This is a genomic window from Burkholderia sp. Leaf177 (genome assembly GCF_001424345.1).
Classification (GTDB): Bacteria; Pseudomonadota; Gammaproteobacteria; order Burkholderiales; family Burkholderiaceae; genus Caballeronia.
This window is the reverse complement of the sequence record NZ_LMPF01000001.1, coordinates 359,550-372,039: the sequence shown is the minus strand read 5'-3', so window position 1 is coordinate 372,039 and position 12,490 is coordinate 359,550. Positions and strand designations below refer to the sequence as shown.

At 60.4% G+C, this 12,490-nt stretch carries 11 protein-coding genes and 1 tRNA gene; 7 read left to right on the top strand and 5 right to left on the bottom strand.

All coding sequences use genetic code 11. From position 1 onward, the window contains the following. Nucleotides 1-13 precede the first annotated feature (13 nt). Together ASG35_RS01705 and ASG35_RS01700 are read right to left on the bottom strand one after the other, a co-directional pair. A complete protein-coding gene (locus ASG35_RS01705; RefSeq protein WP_056352880.1) occupies nt 14-979 on the bottom strand; it encodes a threo-3-hydroxy-L-aspartate ammonia-lyase in 966 nt (321 codons plus the stop codon). Between the two features lie 189 nt (nt 980-1,168). After that, on the bottom strand, nt 1,169-1,477 hold the full coding sequence (locus tag ASG35_RS01700; protein ID WP_056352878.1) for a hypothetical protein: 309 nt from the start codon (nt 1,475-1,477) through the stop codon (nt 1,169-1,171). A 1,080-nt stretch (nt 1,478-2,557) separates the two neighbouring features. On the opposite strand from ASG35_RS01700, the gene ASG35_RS01690 reads away from it, so the two are divergent. The 4 genes from ASG35_RS01690 to trmB all read left to right on the top strand — a co-directional run bounded on the left by ASG35_RS01690 (nt 2,558) and on the right by trmB (nt 4,516). After that, nucleotides 2,558-2,878 (top strand): EthD family reductase, encoded by a 321-nt coding sequence (locus ASG35_RS01690; RefSeq protein WP_056352072.1) that lies wholly within the window; start codon nt 2,558-2,560, stop codon nt 2,876-2,878. 101 nt (nt 2,879-2,979) lie between these two features. After that, nucleotides 2,980-3,552, top strand: a complete 573-nt coding sequence (locus ASG35_RS01685; protein ID WP_056352069.1) for a YggT family protein — start codon at nt 2,980-2,982, stop codon at nt 3,550-3,552. Nucleotides 3,553-3,614: 62 nt separating this feature from the next. Beyond that, nucleotides 3,615-3,689: transfer RNA gene (locus ASG35_RS01680), tRNA-Gly, on the top strand. 71 nt (nt 3,690-3,760) lie between these two features. Then, nucleotides 3,761-4,516 carry a tRNA (guanosine(46)-N7)-methyltransferase TrmB gene (gene trmB, locus ASG35_RS01675; RefSeq protein WP_056352066.1) on the top strand — a complete coding sequence of 252 codons (756 nt, stop codon included), beginning with the start codon at nt 3,761-3,763 and terminating at the stop codon, nt 4,514-4,516. Nucleotides 4,517-4,607: 91 nt separating this feature from the next. Here the strand turns inward: trmB and ASG35_RS01670 are convergent, their stop codons facing one another. The 3 genes from ASG35_RS01670 to ASG35_RS01660 all read right to left on the bottom strand — a co-directional run bounded on the left by ASG35_RS01670 (nt 4,608) and on the right by ASG35_RS01660 (nt 6,465). Continuing rightward, nucleotides 4,608-5,441: an undecaprenyl-diphosphate phosphatase gene (locus tag ASG35_RS01670; protein WP_056352062.1), complete on the bottom strand. Its 834-nt coding sequence runs from the start codon at nt 5,439-5,441 to the stop codon at nt 4,608-4,610. Nucleotides 5,442-5,520: 79 nt separating this feature from the next. Beyond that, entirely contained in the window at nt 5,521-6,120 is a 600-nt protein-coding gene (locus ASG35_RS01665; protein ID WP_056352059.1) for a DUF1439 domain-containing protein, read from the bottom strand. A 39-nt stretch (nt 6,121-6,159) separates the two neighbouring features. Then, nucleotides 6,160-6,465, bottom strand: a complete 306-nt coding sequence (locus ASG35_RS01660; RefSeq protein ID WP_056352056.1) for a YkgJ family cysteine cluster protein — start codon at nt 6,463-6,465, stop codon at nt 6,160-6,162. Between the two features lie 124 nt (nt 6,466-6,589). Between ASG35_RS01660 and hemN the strand changes: the two genes are divergently transcribed. The 3 genes from hemN to ASG35_RS01645 all read left to right on the top strand — a co-directional run bounded on the left by hemN (nt 6,590) and on the right by ASG35_RS01645 (nt 12,466). Then, nucleotides 6,590-7,963, top strand: a complete 1,374-nt coding sequence (gene hemN, locus ASG35_RS01655; RefSeq protein WP_056352053.1) for an oxygen-independent coproporphyrinogen III oxidase — start codon at nt 6,590-6,592, stop codon at nt 7,961-7,963. Nucleotides 7,964-8,162: 199 nt separating this feature from the next. Continuing rightward, nucleotides 8,163-9,278 carry an efflux RND transporter periplasmic adaptor subunit gene (locus tag ASG35_RS01650; protein ID WP_162244382.1) on the top strand — a complete coding sequence of 372 codons (1,116 nt, stop codon included), beginning with the start codon at nt 8,163-8,165 and terminating at the stop codon, nt 9,276-9,278. A 14-nt stretch (nt 9,279-9,292) separates the two neighbouring features. Continuing rightward, nucleotides 9,293-12,466, top strand: a complete 3,174-nt coding sequence (locus ASG35_RS01645) for an efflux RND transporter permease subunit (protein WP_056352045.1) — start codon at nt 9,293-9,295, stop codon at nt 12,464-12,466. Nucleotides 12,467-12,490: the final 24 nt, after the last annotated feature.

The following is a 12,490-nucleotide window of genomic DNA, read 5'->3' as shown; positions in this document are numbered from 1 at the left end:
CGCCAATCCCATATCAGCCGATAAACCCGGCGAACCGGACCATGTCCACATTGCCGCCGCTGATCACCACGCCAACGCGCTTGCCAGCCACGGGCACGACGTTCTGAAGAACCGCCGCAGCCGCGAGGCAACCGGTAGGCTCGACGACCATCTTCATGCGCTCGGCAAAGAACTTCATGGTCGTGACAAGCTGGTCGTCGCTCACGGTCACAACCCGGTCCACGAGGCGCTGCAGGATAGGAAAGTTGTAGTGGCCGACATGCGTGGACGCGGCGCCATCGGCAATGGTACGCGGCACGTCGATATGCACGATCTCACCGCGCGCAAGCGACTGCTGGGCGTCGTTCCCTGCTTCCGGTTCCACGCCGATCACCGTGCACGACGGACTGAGTTCGGCCGCCGCCAGCGCGCACCCGGCTAGCAACCCGCCGCCGCCGAGACACACGAACAGGTAATCCAGCGGCCCTGTCTCTTCGATCAGCTCCTTTGCAACCGTTCCCTGCCCGGCAATCACGTGCGGATGATCGTAGGGCGGAATCAGCGTCATGCCGCGCTCCTCGGCGATCTTCGTGCCAATAGCCTCACGATCCTCCGAGTACCGGTCGTACGTAATCACCTCGCCGCCATAACCGCGCGTGGCTTCCATTTTTGCGGCGGGCGCGTCCTCCGGCATAATGATGGTCGCCTTTATTCCGGCGATTCGCGCCGACAACGCAATCGCCTGTGCGTGATTGCCCGACGAGTAGGTCAGGACGCCGGCCTTGCGCTGGGTATCGGAGAAATGCGAGATCGCGTTGAATGCGCCGCGAAACTTGAATGCGCCCATGCGCTGGAAGTTTTCGCACTTGAAGAACAAGCTGGCGCCGGTAAGCGCGTCGGCCGTACGCGAAGTCAGCACAGGCGTGCCGTGCGCGGCGCCGGCAATGCGCTCGGCGGCATCGGTTACGTCGGCATAAGAGGGAGCTGGAAGGAGTGGCATCTGGATCGGGCGGCGGTTGGGAAGGAACGCCATTGTCCCAAAATAGCGATGCCTCTGAAAAGCTGACCGAATGGCTAACGTTCGATTAACTCGATTAACCCGTACAAAAGCAAAGCGGCGTAACCGGTCGAGCCGTGTTGCGCCGCTTTTTATCGAACAGTGGTTTGGCCTAATTCGCCAAGCCGGCAATCAATGACGCCATCCGCCATATCCGCCACGATAACCGCCGCGGTAACCGTACCCGCCGTGATAGCCACCCCAATACGGCCGGCCGTAGTAGCCGCCACCAACCACCACCGCTGGCGGCGCATAAACCACGGGCGGAGCGTAATACACCGGAGCGGGCGGCGGCGCGTAATACACGGGCGGCGGCGGCGCGGCATAGACCGGATAAGCCGGCACCCCAATGCCGATACCTACAGATACATGAGCTTGGGCAGCGCTCGCGAAGCCTGCGCCGATGGCTGCTGCAACCAGAAACGGGACGAACTTTTTCACTTTTCTTCTCCCCGCTGCGGGACCCGTGCACATGACGGGATACCGCAACGACATATGCATTCAATGTAGCTAAAATCCCTGAAACCCACCTTAAGCATTTGTTGCAAATTGCAATTGCCACGTTCTTGGAAGTGGCCGTTTTTCGTCGATTTTCAAGTGACTATGTGCGTTGACTGGTATAGCCAGAACCGCGAAGCGAACGATGTTAAGGGTTTGCCGGATTCGCTGCCAGTTATGCCTTGCATCGAACGGTTATTCCAAATGTCACCAAAGAAATTAATAATTACAATTGACTGTCGAGCGCGAAAAAAGACAAAGCCCCGCTGACGGAGAACCATCGAGCGGGGCTATCTTTCTTGCAAACAAAACTCGTGAACGTGAGCCGAATTTTCTCCTTTCAACCCACCTTCACATACGCGAATTCGCGCGTGACGTTGGGCGGTACGTACGCTCCACTTATCCGAACGCGTGGCGTCAGCCTTTTGCGTTGATCCCACCACTGACGCCGATGCGTCTCACTGAGAAAGCGAAGATGTTTCCGATAAGCAAAAATACTCATGGTGACCCCCGAACGTTGCGAATCCAGCGCTGGCAAACAATTGATACTCGAAATCAGTACGCATTTCACTGTTGAACCAGCGCTCACATCGAACTGCGCCATGCTCAATTCAGTCATTACATTTCTTTGGAGCAAATAGCGTGCCCTTTGCATGGCGCGGTATTCCGGCATCGCCCGGGACGCATTCGTTATCCCGGCACTCGCACGGCATATCCATGTTGTAGTTTTAACTTGCCTCGATGGCGCCATCGGTGCGACGGCGAACGCATGGGCACTAGAATCAGCCGACCGCCTGCTTTCGCGCCGCGCATGCAAGCGTGCGGCAACCGTCCCAAGGCGCGCTCAAGCCATGCTATGGTGATGCCCGGTGCGCCAATGTGGCAAAGCCGCCGGGGGATTCGGCTGGCGCGCCGGGCCACTGCTGCGAAAACAGCCGTTCGAATGCCCAGGTTGAACGCTGGTCAGGAACTCCTCGGAATCCGGCCGCCTCGACGCCAATTCATTCAGCTACGAGAAAGACAATGATCAAGGTCAGCTTTTTGTATCCGTATCGCGAGAATGCGCGCTTCGACATCGATTACTACTGCTCGCACCATATGCCGTGGGTCGCCGGCTTGCTGGGCGCGGCGCTGAAAGGCTGGTCGGCCGACCTAGGCATTGGTGGCGGCGCGCAGGGTTCGAAGCCTGCGTACGCGGGCGCGGGCCATTTATTGTTCGATTCCGTCGATGCCTTCACGGCGGCCGTCGCGCCGCATATGAAAGCGTTCTCGGACGACATGCCGAATTACACCGACGGCGATCCGCCGGTAGTGCAGATCAGTGAGATTCGCGCCAGCAGCTAAGCAGCCGGCCGGTACACGGCGCTCGCGCCGCTTTTACACTGCCCTCGTGACACCCCGCGCGGCCGCGAGTGCCGCGCTTTTTGCCTTGAAAAGGATTTGAGATGTTCGGCGAGATCGCCCGTTTTGTACTCAACACTGTATTCACGCTGTTCGGCGCCGCGCTGTTGCTGCGCGCCTGGATGCAGTTTGTCCGCATGCCGCCCTATAACCCGGTATCGAACGCCGTAATGCAGGCGACCAACTGGCTCGTGCTGCCGTTGCGCAAGATCTTGCCGGCCACGAAGTCCATCGATCTGGCGAGCATCATTGCGGCGTTCATTGCCGCGCTCGTGTTCCTGATTCTCATGGTGCTGCTGGCCGGCGTCGATCCGGCAGGATTGCCGGTATTGCTGCCCACGCTGTTGCTCGTCGCGGTGATCACGGTCATTAAATGGGCGCTCAACCTGATCATCTGGATGACGATCCTGATGGCGCTGTTGTCATGGCTCAATCCGCAATCGCCGGCCATGCCGCTGCTTTATCAGCTAACGGCGCCGTTTCTGGAACCGCTGCGGCGGATCCTGCCGCGCATGGGCGGCATCGATTTGTCGCCTATCCTGCTGTTTGTGATCGTGCAGGTGTTGCTGATGATCGTGACGCGCCTTGCCGTGACGATGACCACATTCGGCGTGTGAAATGGTTCACAAGGCGGCCGAGGTTGCGGGAACCCGGCCGATCCGCGTAAAATCGCGGTCTCGCGGGCGTCGTATAATGGCCATTACCGTAGCTTCCCAAGCTACAGACGTGGGTTCGATTCCCATCGCCCGCTCCAGTTTTTGATTTGCGAAAAGCCGCCCTTGTAGGCGGCTTTTTGATTTTCGACTACCCAATCCGTCCTTGCCGATGATCCACGATCCCACCTCAAACCCCGACGACGCCGATACGGCCAACGACGGCGCCACCGAAGGCGAGCAGACGTCCGACGCTCGTCCGCACCGCCGCATCCGCAGTTTTGTGACACGCGCCGGACGGGTATCGACGGGACAACGGCGCGCGCTCGATGATTTCGGCCCGCGCTTTGTCGTGCCGTACGCGCCCGTTCCGCTCGACTGGGACGCGACATTCGGCCGGCAAGCGCCGCGCGTGCTGGAAATCGGCTTTGGCATGGGCGCGACAACGGCGGAAATCGCCACGGCACGTCCCAGCGATGATTTTCTCGGCGTGGAAGTGCACGAGCCTGGCGTGGGCGCGCTGCTGAAGCTGATCGGCGAACAAGGGCTGGAAAACATTCGCATCGTCCAGCACGACGCCGTGGAAGTGCTCGAGCAGATGATCGCGGCGGAAAGCCTCGACGGCGTTCACATTTATTTCCCCGACCCGTGGCACAAGGCGCGTCACCACAAGCGCCGGCTGATCCAGCCGACGTTCGTCGCGTTGCTGATATCGCGGCTGAAGCCGGGCGGATATTTGCATCTGGCGACCGACTGGCAGAACTACGCTGAACAGATGCTCGAGGTGTTATCGGCAGAAACGGCGCTTGAAAACACATCAAGTACCGGTTACGCTCCGCGCCCGGATTATCGGCCGGTGACGAAATTCGAACGTCGAGGTCTGAAGCTCGGGCATGGCGTGTGGGATCTCGTGTTCAAACGACGCTGATCAACGCATTTCAAACGCATCGCTGAAAACGAAACAGGCCGGTCCAGCTTACGTTGGACCGGACTGTTTGCATGCATTTGACGGCGAAGGCTTATTCAGCCCAGCTCAAACCGCCGCTGTAACCAACAATCAGAATCAGCAATCCGAATCCGATCCGATACCACGCGAAAGCCGTGAAATCGTGCGTGGCGACATAACGCAGCAACCATCGGATACAAATGAACGCGCTGATGAACGCGGCCACCAGTCCGACCAGGAAGAGCCCGAGCGAGTCCACTGTCAGCGACTTCCAGTCCCTTGCAAGCTCGTAGATCGTAGCGCCGAAAATGATCGGGATCGCCAGGAAGAACGAGAACTCGGTCGCAACCTTGCGCTCGAGCCCGAACAACATTCCGCCGATAATCGTCGATCCCGAGCGCGAAGTGCCCGGAATCAGCGCAAAACACTGCGCGAGGCCAACCTTGAGCGCATCGGAATAACTCAGGTCATCGACGGAAGTCACGCGTGGCGGTACAACGCTGTCGCGATTGCGCGCCTCCGCCCAAAGGATCACAAGGCCGCCCACGATCAGCGCCACCGAAACCGGCACCGGCGCGAACAAGACGGCCTTGATGTGCTTTTCGAGCAAAAGCCCGAGCACGATGGCCGGAATGGTCGCGATGATCACATTCAGCGTGAACCGGCGCGCCGAGGGTTGCGTGGGAAGGCCTGCCACGATCGATCCAATCTTGCGCCGATATTCCCAGACGATGGCCAAGATCGCGCCGAACTGGATCACGACGTCGAACGTCTTGGCCTGCGCGTTCGTAAAGTTCAGCAAGCTGCCGGCAACGATCAAATGCCCCGTACTCGATACCGGCAAAAACTCGGTCAAGCCTTCCACCACGCCCAGAATCAGCGCCTTGCAAAACAGAATCCCGTCCATCGCTCCGCCCTTTTGGCATTGGTCGGCCGTTGCCGGCCGGTCGTTCAGGCATGCCGCGGGCGGAAATCTATCGAAAACGTTACTTTTCGACGATCTGCACGCGTATGCCGTTTGTAAGGACGGTGATTGTACCGGGTTCGTAATTAACTCCGGCAAACTGTAATTGTTCGGGCTTGAATGTGTAGATTGGGTAACGATCCAGAAACTGTGTCGCGATGACCGCGCCGGCCGCGTTGATCTGCTGGCTGTATTGCGCGGCGTCGCCGGTGACCTGGCTGTCGTCGACTGTCGGCGACATCAGGATGACCGAACGGCTGGCCGCGTCGTACGCAAGCTGGCTGGACATCGTGAACACGCCGGTCACCGGATTCGGCATGAACGGCGTCGCGAGACGCGCGTCGACGCGCACGGTGACGCGGTTGCGGTCCGGCGCAAGACCGACCAGCGGATTGGCGAGCGTGACATCGAAGATCTGCGATGCCGTGCGTTGCAGCGGAAATTTGCGCTGCACGGCGTCCTGGACATCGGCGCGGCTGAACGTGTAGTGATCGGGGATGAACGGAAAGATGGATGCGGCACGCGCCGGATCATTGAGTTGAGTTCCCAGCGCCACAGCGCCCGCGCCGCCAATGGCCGCGAGCAGGAACCGGCGCCGCTTCGGCGCAACGGCTTGAGTCATGCGTGTTTCTCCAGTGACTTGATTAAAGCATTCGACCGTTCAAACGCGCTCGGGTTGCTCGGGTTGTGTATCGATTTCAAGTTGCGTGAGCCAAGCAAGCGCGAAGTCACGCGTGTCCCCGCACATGGGTGCCGATGGCTGAAGGCCCGAGCAGCAAGCCGGCCTGCGCGGATCGCCGAAGATTGCGCAACGCAGATCGTCGCCCAGCTGCACGCAGCGAACGCCCGCCGGCTTGCCATTGGGCATGCCGGGAATCGCACTCGAAATGGACGGCGCGATGCAGCACGCGCCGCAGGCTTCGCGGCACGCGTGGACAAAGCGGTTCGGAGCGGTGACAACGTCCATGAATGGGGACTTTTTCAATACCAGTAACCCGTCATTGTGCCACCTGGCTGCTGCGGCGTTATCACGCAAGATTCGTGGAAATACGTGGGCTAGACTCGAACGATCCATCCACGGCTTGTCAGCAATGTCCCTCTTTCGCCCCGATCTGCTCACCAAATACGACGCGGCCGGGCCGCGCTACACGTCGTATCCGACCGCCGTTCAGTTCACCGAATCCTTTGATCGCGACGATTACAAACGAGCGGCGGCGGACCCGGGCGCGGCATCGGCGGATCTTTCGCTGTACTTCCATATTCCCTTCTGCGACACAGTTTGTTTCTATTGCGGCTGCAACAAGATTGCGACGAAAAACCGTGCGCATGCGAGGCCGTATCTCGATCGGCTGAAGCGTGAACTTGTCTTGCAAGCCGCGCTCTTCGACACCACTCGTCCCATCACGCAATTGCATTGGGGCGGCGGCACCCCGACGTTTTTATCGAACGAGGAAATGATCGAGTTGATGGTCGCGACAAGCGAGTCGTTCACGCTGGTTCCCGACGCGCAGGCCGAGTATTCCATCGAGATCGATCCCCGCGAAGCGTCGGCGGAAACCATTCATCTGTTGCGCGAACTCGGTTTCAACCGGCTTAGTTTCGGCGTGCAGGATTTCGACTTGCGCGTGCAGCAAGCGGTCAATCGCGTGCAGCCGTTCGAGATGACCGAAACGGTGATGTCGGCGGCGCGCGCGGAAGGTTATAAGTCCGTCAGCGTCGACCTGATCTACGGCTTGCCGCATCAAAGCGTGGAAAGTTTCAGCCGTACGCTCGATACGATCATCGGCCTTCTGCCGGATCGTTTGTCCGTGTTCGGCTACGCCCATATGCCGAGCCTTTTCAAGATGCAGCGGCTTATCGATGCAAACGCGCTGCCCTCGCCCGCCGTGCGTCTTGCAATCCTCGAACGGGTTATCGAGAAGCTGACCGGGGCGGGTTACGTGTATATCGGGATGGATCACTTCGCGCTTCCCACCGACGAACTCGCGATCGCCCAGCGCGCGGGAACGCTGCAACGCAACTTCCAGGGTTACAGCACGCAGGCGGATTGCGATTTGATCGGCCTCGGGGTTTCATCGATAAGCAAGGTCGGCGACGTCTACGCCCAAAACGCGAAGGACATGGCGGGATATGGCGAGGCGATCGACCGGGACGAGCTCGCCATTACGCGTGGCGTGCGTCTCACCGCCGACGACCGCATGCGCCGCGATGTCATCGCTCAACTGATGTGTCAATTTTCGTTGCGCTTCGACACCATCGAGGCGGTCTATGGCATCCGCTTTCCAGTCGCGTTCGCAAGCGAACTGGAACGGCTAAAGCCGCTCGCCGCGGACGGGCTGGTCGAAGTGACGAGCAGCGGCATCAACGTACTTGCCGACGGACGCATGCTAGTGCGCAACGTGGCAATGATCTTCGACCGGTATCTTGGAAAAACCGCGTCTCAGCGCTTTTCAAGAACCATCTGATCGGGCTGTATCCGGCTTTACTCGGCTGCCCTTGCAGCGCCCGCCTCCTCGCGATACCTTTGGCAGTTTTGCCGCCCGTCGCCGTGAAACGCGCTATCGTGCGGCGTGCTCCACGTTCCACAGGCAGGCAATGCATTTATCTAGAAAACGGGCAAGCGTCGTTGCGGTAATCGTTGTCGTTATTTTGCTGGCGATCGGCGTGGCCTATTCGCTCAAGAAACGTGCAACGTCCGAAGCGTCCGCGTTAGCGCCTTCCGCATCGGCCGATGAACCGGTCATCGAATTCACGCCGGACGATCTCACCGTCGTCACGCGTCATACGCTGTCCGAAACGCTGCCGCTCACCGGGTCGCTGCGCGCAGTCACGCAAGCGGCCGTGAAAGCGAAGGTCGCGGGTTCTGCGCTTGACGTCCGCGCGCGCGAAGGCGACACGGTCAAGGCCGGACAAATCCTGACCACGATCGATGCCCGCGACTACGCCGCCCGCGCCGACCAGTCGCGCGGACAAATGGCCGCGATGGCCGGTCAGCTGGATATCGCGAAACAGACGCTGGAAAACAACCGCGTGCTCGTTGAAAAAGGATTCATCTCGAAGAACGCCTTCGATACCGCCCAAAGCCAGTACGCTATCGCCGCCGCGAATCTGGCAGCGGCGCGCGCGGCGTTGTCGTCGTCGAATTTATCCGTGGCGGATACCATCGTGCGCGCGCCGTTCGGCGGGCAGATTGCATCGCGTAACGTGGAACCGGGCGAGCATGTGGCCGTGGACGCAAAGCTATTCGATGTCGTCGACCTGACCCAGCTCGAACTCGAAGCGCCCGTGCCCGTGGGCGAGATCGGACGCGTGCGGGTCGACCAGCCGGTGCGCATTCGTTTCGATGGCATCGATTCTCCCGTCAACGCCACGGTCACGCGCATCAATCCGGCTGCACAAGCCGGCTCGCGCTCGATCATGATTTATGTGCGCGTGGCAAATCCGCAGTCGACCTTACGCGTCGGAATGTTCGGAACCGGCAGCGTGATAGTCGGCAGCACGGCGAATGCCGTGGTCGTGCCGGCGACGTCGGTTCGCACGGACGGTGCGCGCCATAGCGTCTACGCCATCACCGGCGGCAAGCTCGTTGAAGTCCCGGTCACGACAGGCGCAACCGGCGACGCCGATGGCTCGAGCTGGACCGAACTCGTCGATTCGCCGCTCAAGGAAGGCCAGCAAGTGGTCGCGAACAATCTTGGGGCATTGCGTATCGGCAGCAAGGTGCGGCTGGTCGGTTCGGGCACGAATGCCGCGGCGTCGTCAGCCGTCACCTCTAAATAGCGGAGCCGCGCGCCATGTGGTTCACGCGAATCAGCATCAACAATCCGGTTTTCGCCGCCATGATGATGGCGGCGTTTCTCGTGATCGGCCTGTTCTCGTATCAGCGCCTGAAGGTCGATCAGTTTCCCGATATCACCTTTCCCGTGGTCGTCGTGCAGACGGCGTATCCGGGGGCATCGCCGGAATCGGTCGAGTCCGACGTCACGCGCAAAGTCGAGGAAGCGGTCAACACGATCAGCGGTATCGACGAGATTTCGTCGCACTCGTACGACGCGTTGTCGGTCGTGATCGTCCAGTTCGATCTATCGGTGAACGTGATGCAGGCGGCGCAGGATGTGCGCGACAAGGTGGCGCTGATTCGTCCCGACCTGCGCGATGGCGTGAAGGAACCGCGCGTGTTGCGTTACGACCCGGCCGATATGCCGATCGTCACCGTCGCCGTTTCGAACGCGCCGGGTTCGCTATTGAGCACGCGCGATCTCACCACTACCGCCGATCAGATCGTGCGCAAGCGGCTTGAAACGGTGCGTGGCGTGGGATCGGTGAGCATTGTGGGCGGCGTGAAACGGCAGGTTCGTATCGATGTCAGCCCCGACCGGCTGCAAGCACTTTCCGTTGGCGTGGATCAAGTGATCCGCGCCGTGCAGAACGAGAATCAGGAGATTCCGGCGGGGCCGTTGACTTCGGCGGGAATCGAGCAGACCGTGCAGGTGAAGGGCCGCTTCCAGACGCCCGATGACTTCAAGCGGATCATCGTGGCGCGCCGGGGAACCGCGAACGCGGGCCATGCGGTCACGCTCGATCAGGTCGCGCAAGTGGTCGACGGGCAGGAAGAGCCGGACAGCATGGCGCTGTTGAATGGCAACCGGGCGCTGTTTTTATCGGTGATCAAGGCGCAGGGCGAAAATACCGTGGATGTGGCGCACGGCATTCGCGCCGAAGTCGAAACGCTGCAAAAGTCCCTGCCGCCAGGCGTAAAACTCGATATCACCGACGATTCTTCCCGCGAGATCGAAAACAGCGTGAGCGAGGTCAAGGGCACGTTGCTGGAAGGCGCGCTGCTGACCATTGCGATCGTGTTCCTGTTCCTCGGCTCGTGGCGCAGCACCGTGATCACCGGGTTGACGTTGCCGATTGCGTTGATCGGCACATTTGCGTTCATGTACATGGCCGGATTCACCATCAACGTGATCACGCTGATGGCGTTGTCGCTGTGCGTGGGATTGCTGATCGACGATGCGATCGTGGTGCGCGAGAACATCGTGCGGCACGTTCAGCTCGGCGCGGATCACCGCACCGCCGCGCTCGACGGCACGAAGGAAATCGCGCTCGCCGTTTTGGCGACGACGTTTTCCATCGTCGCCGTGTTCCTGCCGGTCGGGTTCATGAGCGGGATCATCGGGCGCTTCTTTCATCAGTTCGGCGTGACGGTCGCGGCAGCCGTGCTGATATCGATGTTCGTGTCGTTTACGCTCGACCCGATGCTTTCATCGATATGGCCCGATCCCGCGCTCCATGTTCGCGGCACGAAATATCTGGCGCGCTTTCTTGCGTACTTCGAGCATGGCGTGGAGCGGCTTGCGCGGTTTTATCAGCGGCTGCTCGGATGGTCGCTCCGGCATCGCGTGACGACTCTGGTCGTCGCGGCCGCGACGTTTGTCGGCAGCCTTTTTCTCGTGCCGCTGATTGGCACCGAGTTCGTGCCGAACGCCGATTTTTCCACGACGCAAATTGGCTTGAACACGCCGGTCGGAACCTCTCTGGAAGCGACCGCCGAGAAGGTCCGCCAGGTCGAAAACGTGCTCGCGCAATACCCGGAAGTCCGCTACAGCTACGCGACCGTCAATTCGGGCAACGCGCAAGGCAAGAACAATGCGTTGATCACGGTGCATTTGAAGGAACGGCGTGATCGTACGCGCGGTGTTCAGGAGTTGAATCAGGTCTTTCGTGAACGGCTGAAGCGCATTGCCGGGATTACCGTGACCGAGATTGGCATGTCGGATGGCGCGGGATCGAACAAAGCCGTTCAGTTCAGCCTTCAGGGCGACAACCTCGACGAGTTGCGCCGTCTTTCAGCCGAGGCGCAGAAGCGCCTTGCAAAAATCCCGGGGCTTGTTGATCTGGACGCGAGCCTGAAAGACGACAAGCCGATTGTCGCCATCGATATCCGCCGCGAGCTCGCCTCGGACCTGGGCGTTGGCGTGGCGGAAGTCGGTCAGGCGCTGCGTCCACTGCTCTCAGGCGACGCCATCAGCACCTGGCGCGCGCCCGACGATCAGGATTACGACGTGAGCGTTCGGTTGCCATCGGCTGAAAGACGCAACGTTGACGACTTGTCGAAGCTGATGATCGCCACCAGCCGCACCGACGCCAACGGCGCGCCTTTGCTCGTACCGCTGCGACAAGTTGCCGCGATTACCGAAACAGCGGGGCCCGATGTGATCAGCCGCCGGGATTTGTCGCGGGAAGTGGAGATCTCGGCCAACGTTACCGGCCGCTCGCCGGGCGAAGTCGCCGCCGACGTCAAGAAAACGCTCGACGACATGCACCTTCCCGCCGGTTACCGATACCGCTTCGGCGGCTCCACGAAGAGCATGAACGAATCGTTCGTCTACGCCGTCCAGGCGCTCGCGCTGGCCGTGATCTTCATCTACATGATCCTTGCATCGCAATTCGGCAGCTTCCTGCAGCCGCTCGCGATCATGGCGTCGTTGCCGCTGACGCTGATCGGCGTGCTGGCCGCGTTGCTGCTGTTCGGCAGCACGCTCAACATGTTTTCGATCATCGGCTTCATCATGCTGATGGGGCTCGTCACAAAGAACGCGATTTTGCTGATCGACTTCGCGAATCAGGCGCGGCGCGGAACCTTGCTCGATGCGTCCGGCAAAAGCCACGCGATGTCCCGCACCGACGCGCTGCTCGAAGCCGCGCGCGTGCGTTTGCGGCCCATTCTGATGACCACTCTCGCCATGATCTTCGGCATGCTGCCGCTCGCACTCGGCCTGGGCGAAGGCGGCGAGCAGCGCGGGCCACTCGGACAGACCGTGATTGGCGGCGTGATTACGTCGTCTTTATTGACGCTGGTGGTCGTGCCTGTGGTCTATACGGTGCTGGATGACTTCGGCGCATGGGTTTCAAGGAAATGGCGGAGCAAGGCAAAGCCTGCAACGGACATGGGACCGCTTTGACGCCGGCGCAATGCGCATTGCCGC

Coding starts and splice junctions, on each gene's coding strand:
- ASG35_RS01690 (WP_056352072.1), top strand. CDS start 2,558: ATGATCAAGGTCAGCTTTTTGTATCCGTATCGCGAGAATGCGCGCTTC.
- hemN (WP_056352053.1), top strand. CDS start 6,590: ATGTCCCTCTTTCGCCCCGATCTGCTCACCAAATACGACGCGGCCGGG.
- trmB (WP_056352066.1), top strand. CDS start 3,761: ATGATCCACGATCCCACCTCAAACCCCGACGACGCCGATACGGCCAAC.
- ASG35_RS01670 (WP_056352062.1), bottom strand. CDS start 5,441: ATGGACGGGATTCTGTTTTGCAAGGCGCTGATTCTGGGCGTGGTGGAA.
- ASG35_RS01645 (WP_056352045.1), top strand. CDS start 9,293: ATGTGGTTCACGCGAATCAGCATCAACAATCCGGTTTTCGCCGCCATG.
- ASG35_RS01665 (WP_056352059.1), bottom strand. CDS start 6,120: ATGACTCAAGCCGTTGCGCCGAAGCGGCGCCGGTTCCTGCTCGCGGCC.
- ASG35_RS01685 (WP_056352069.1), top strand. CDS start 2,980: ATGTTCGGCGAGATCGCCCGTTTTGTACTCAACACTGTATTCACGCTG.
- ASG35_RS01660 (WP_056352056.1), bottom strand. CDS start 6,465: ATGGACGTTGTCACCGCTCCGAACCGCTTTGTCCACGCGTGCCGCGAA.
- ASG35_RS01705 (WP_056352880.1), bottom strand. CDS start 979: ATGCCACTCCTTCCAGCTCCCTCTTATGCCGACGTAACCGATGCCGCC.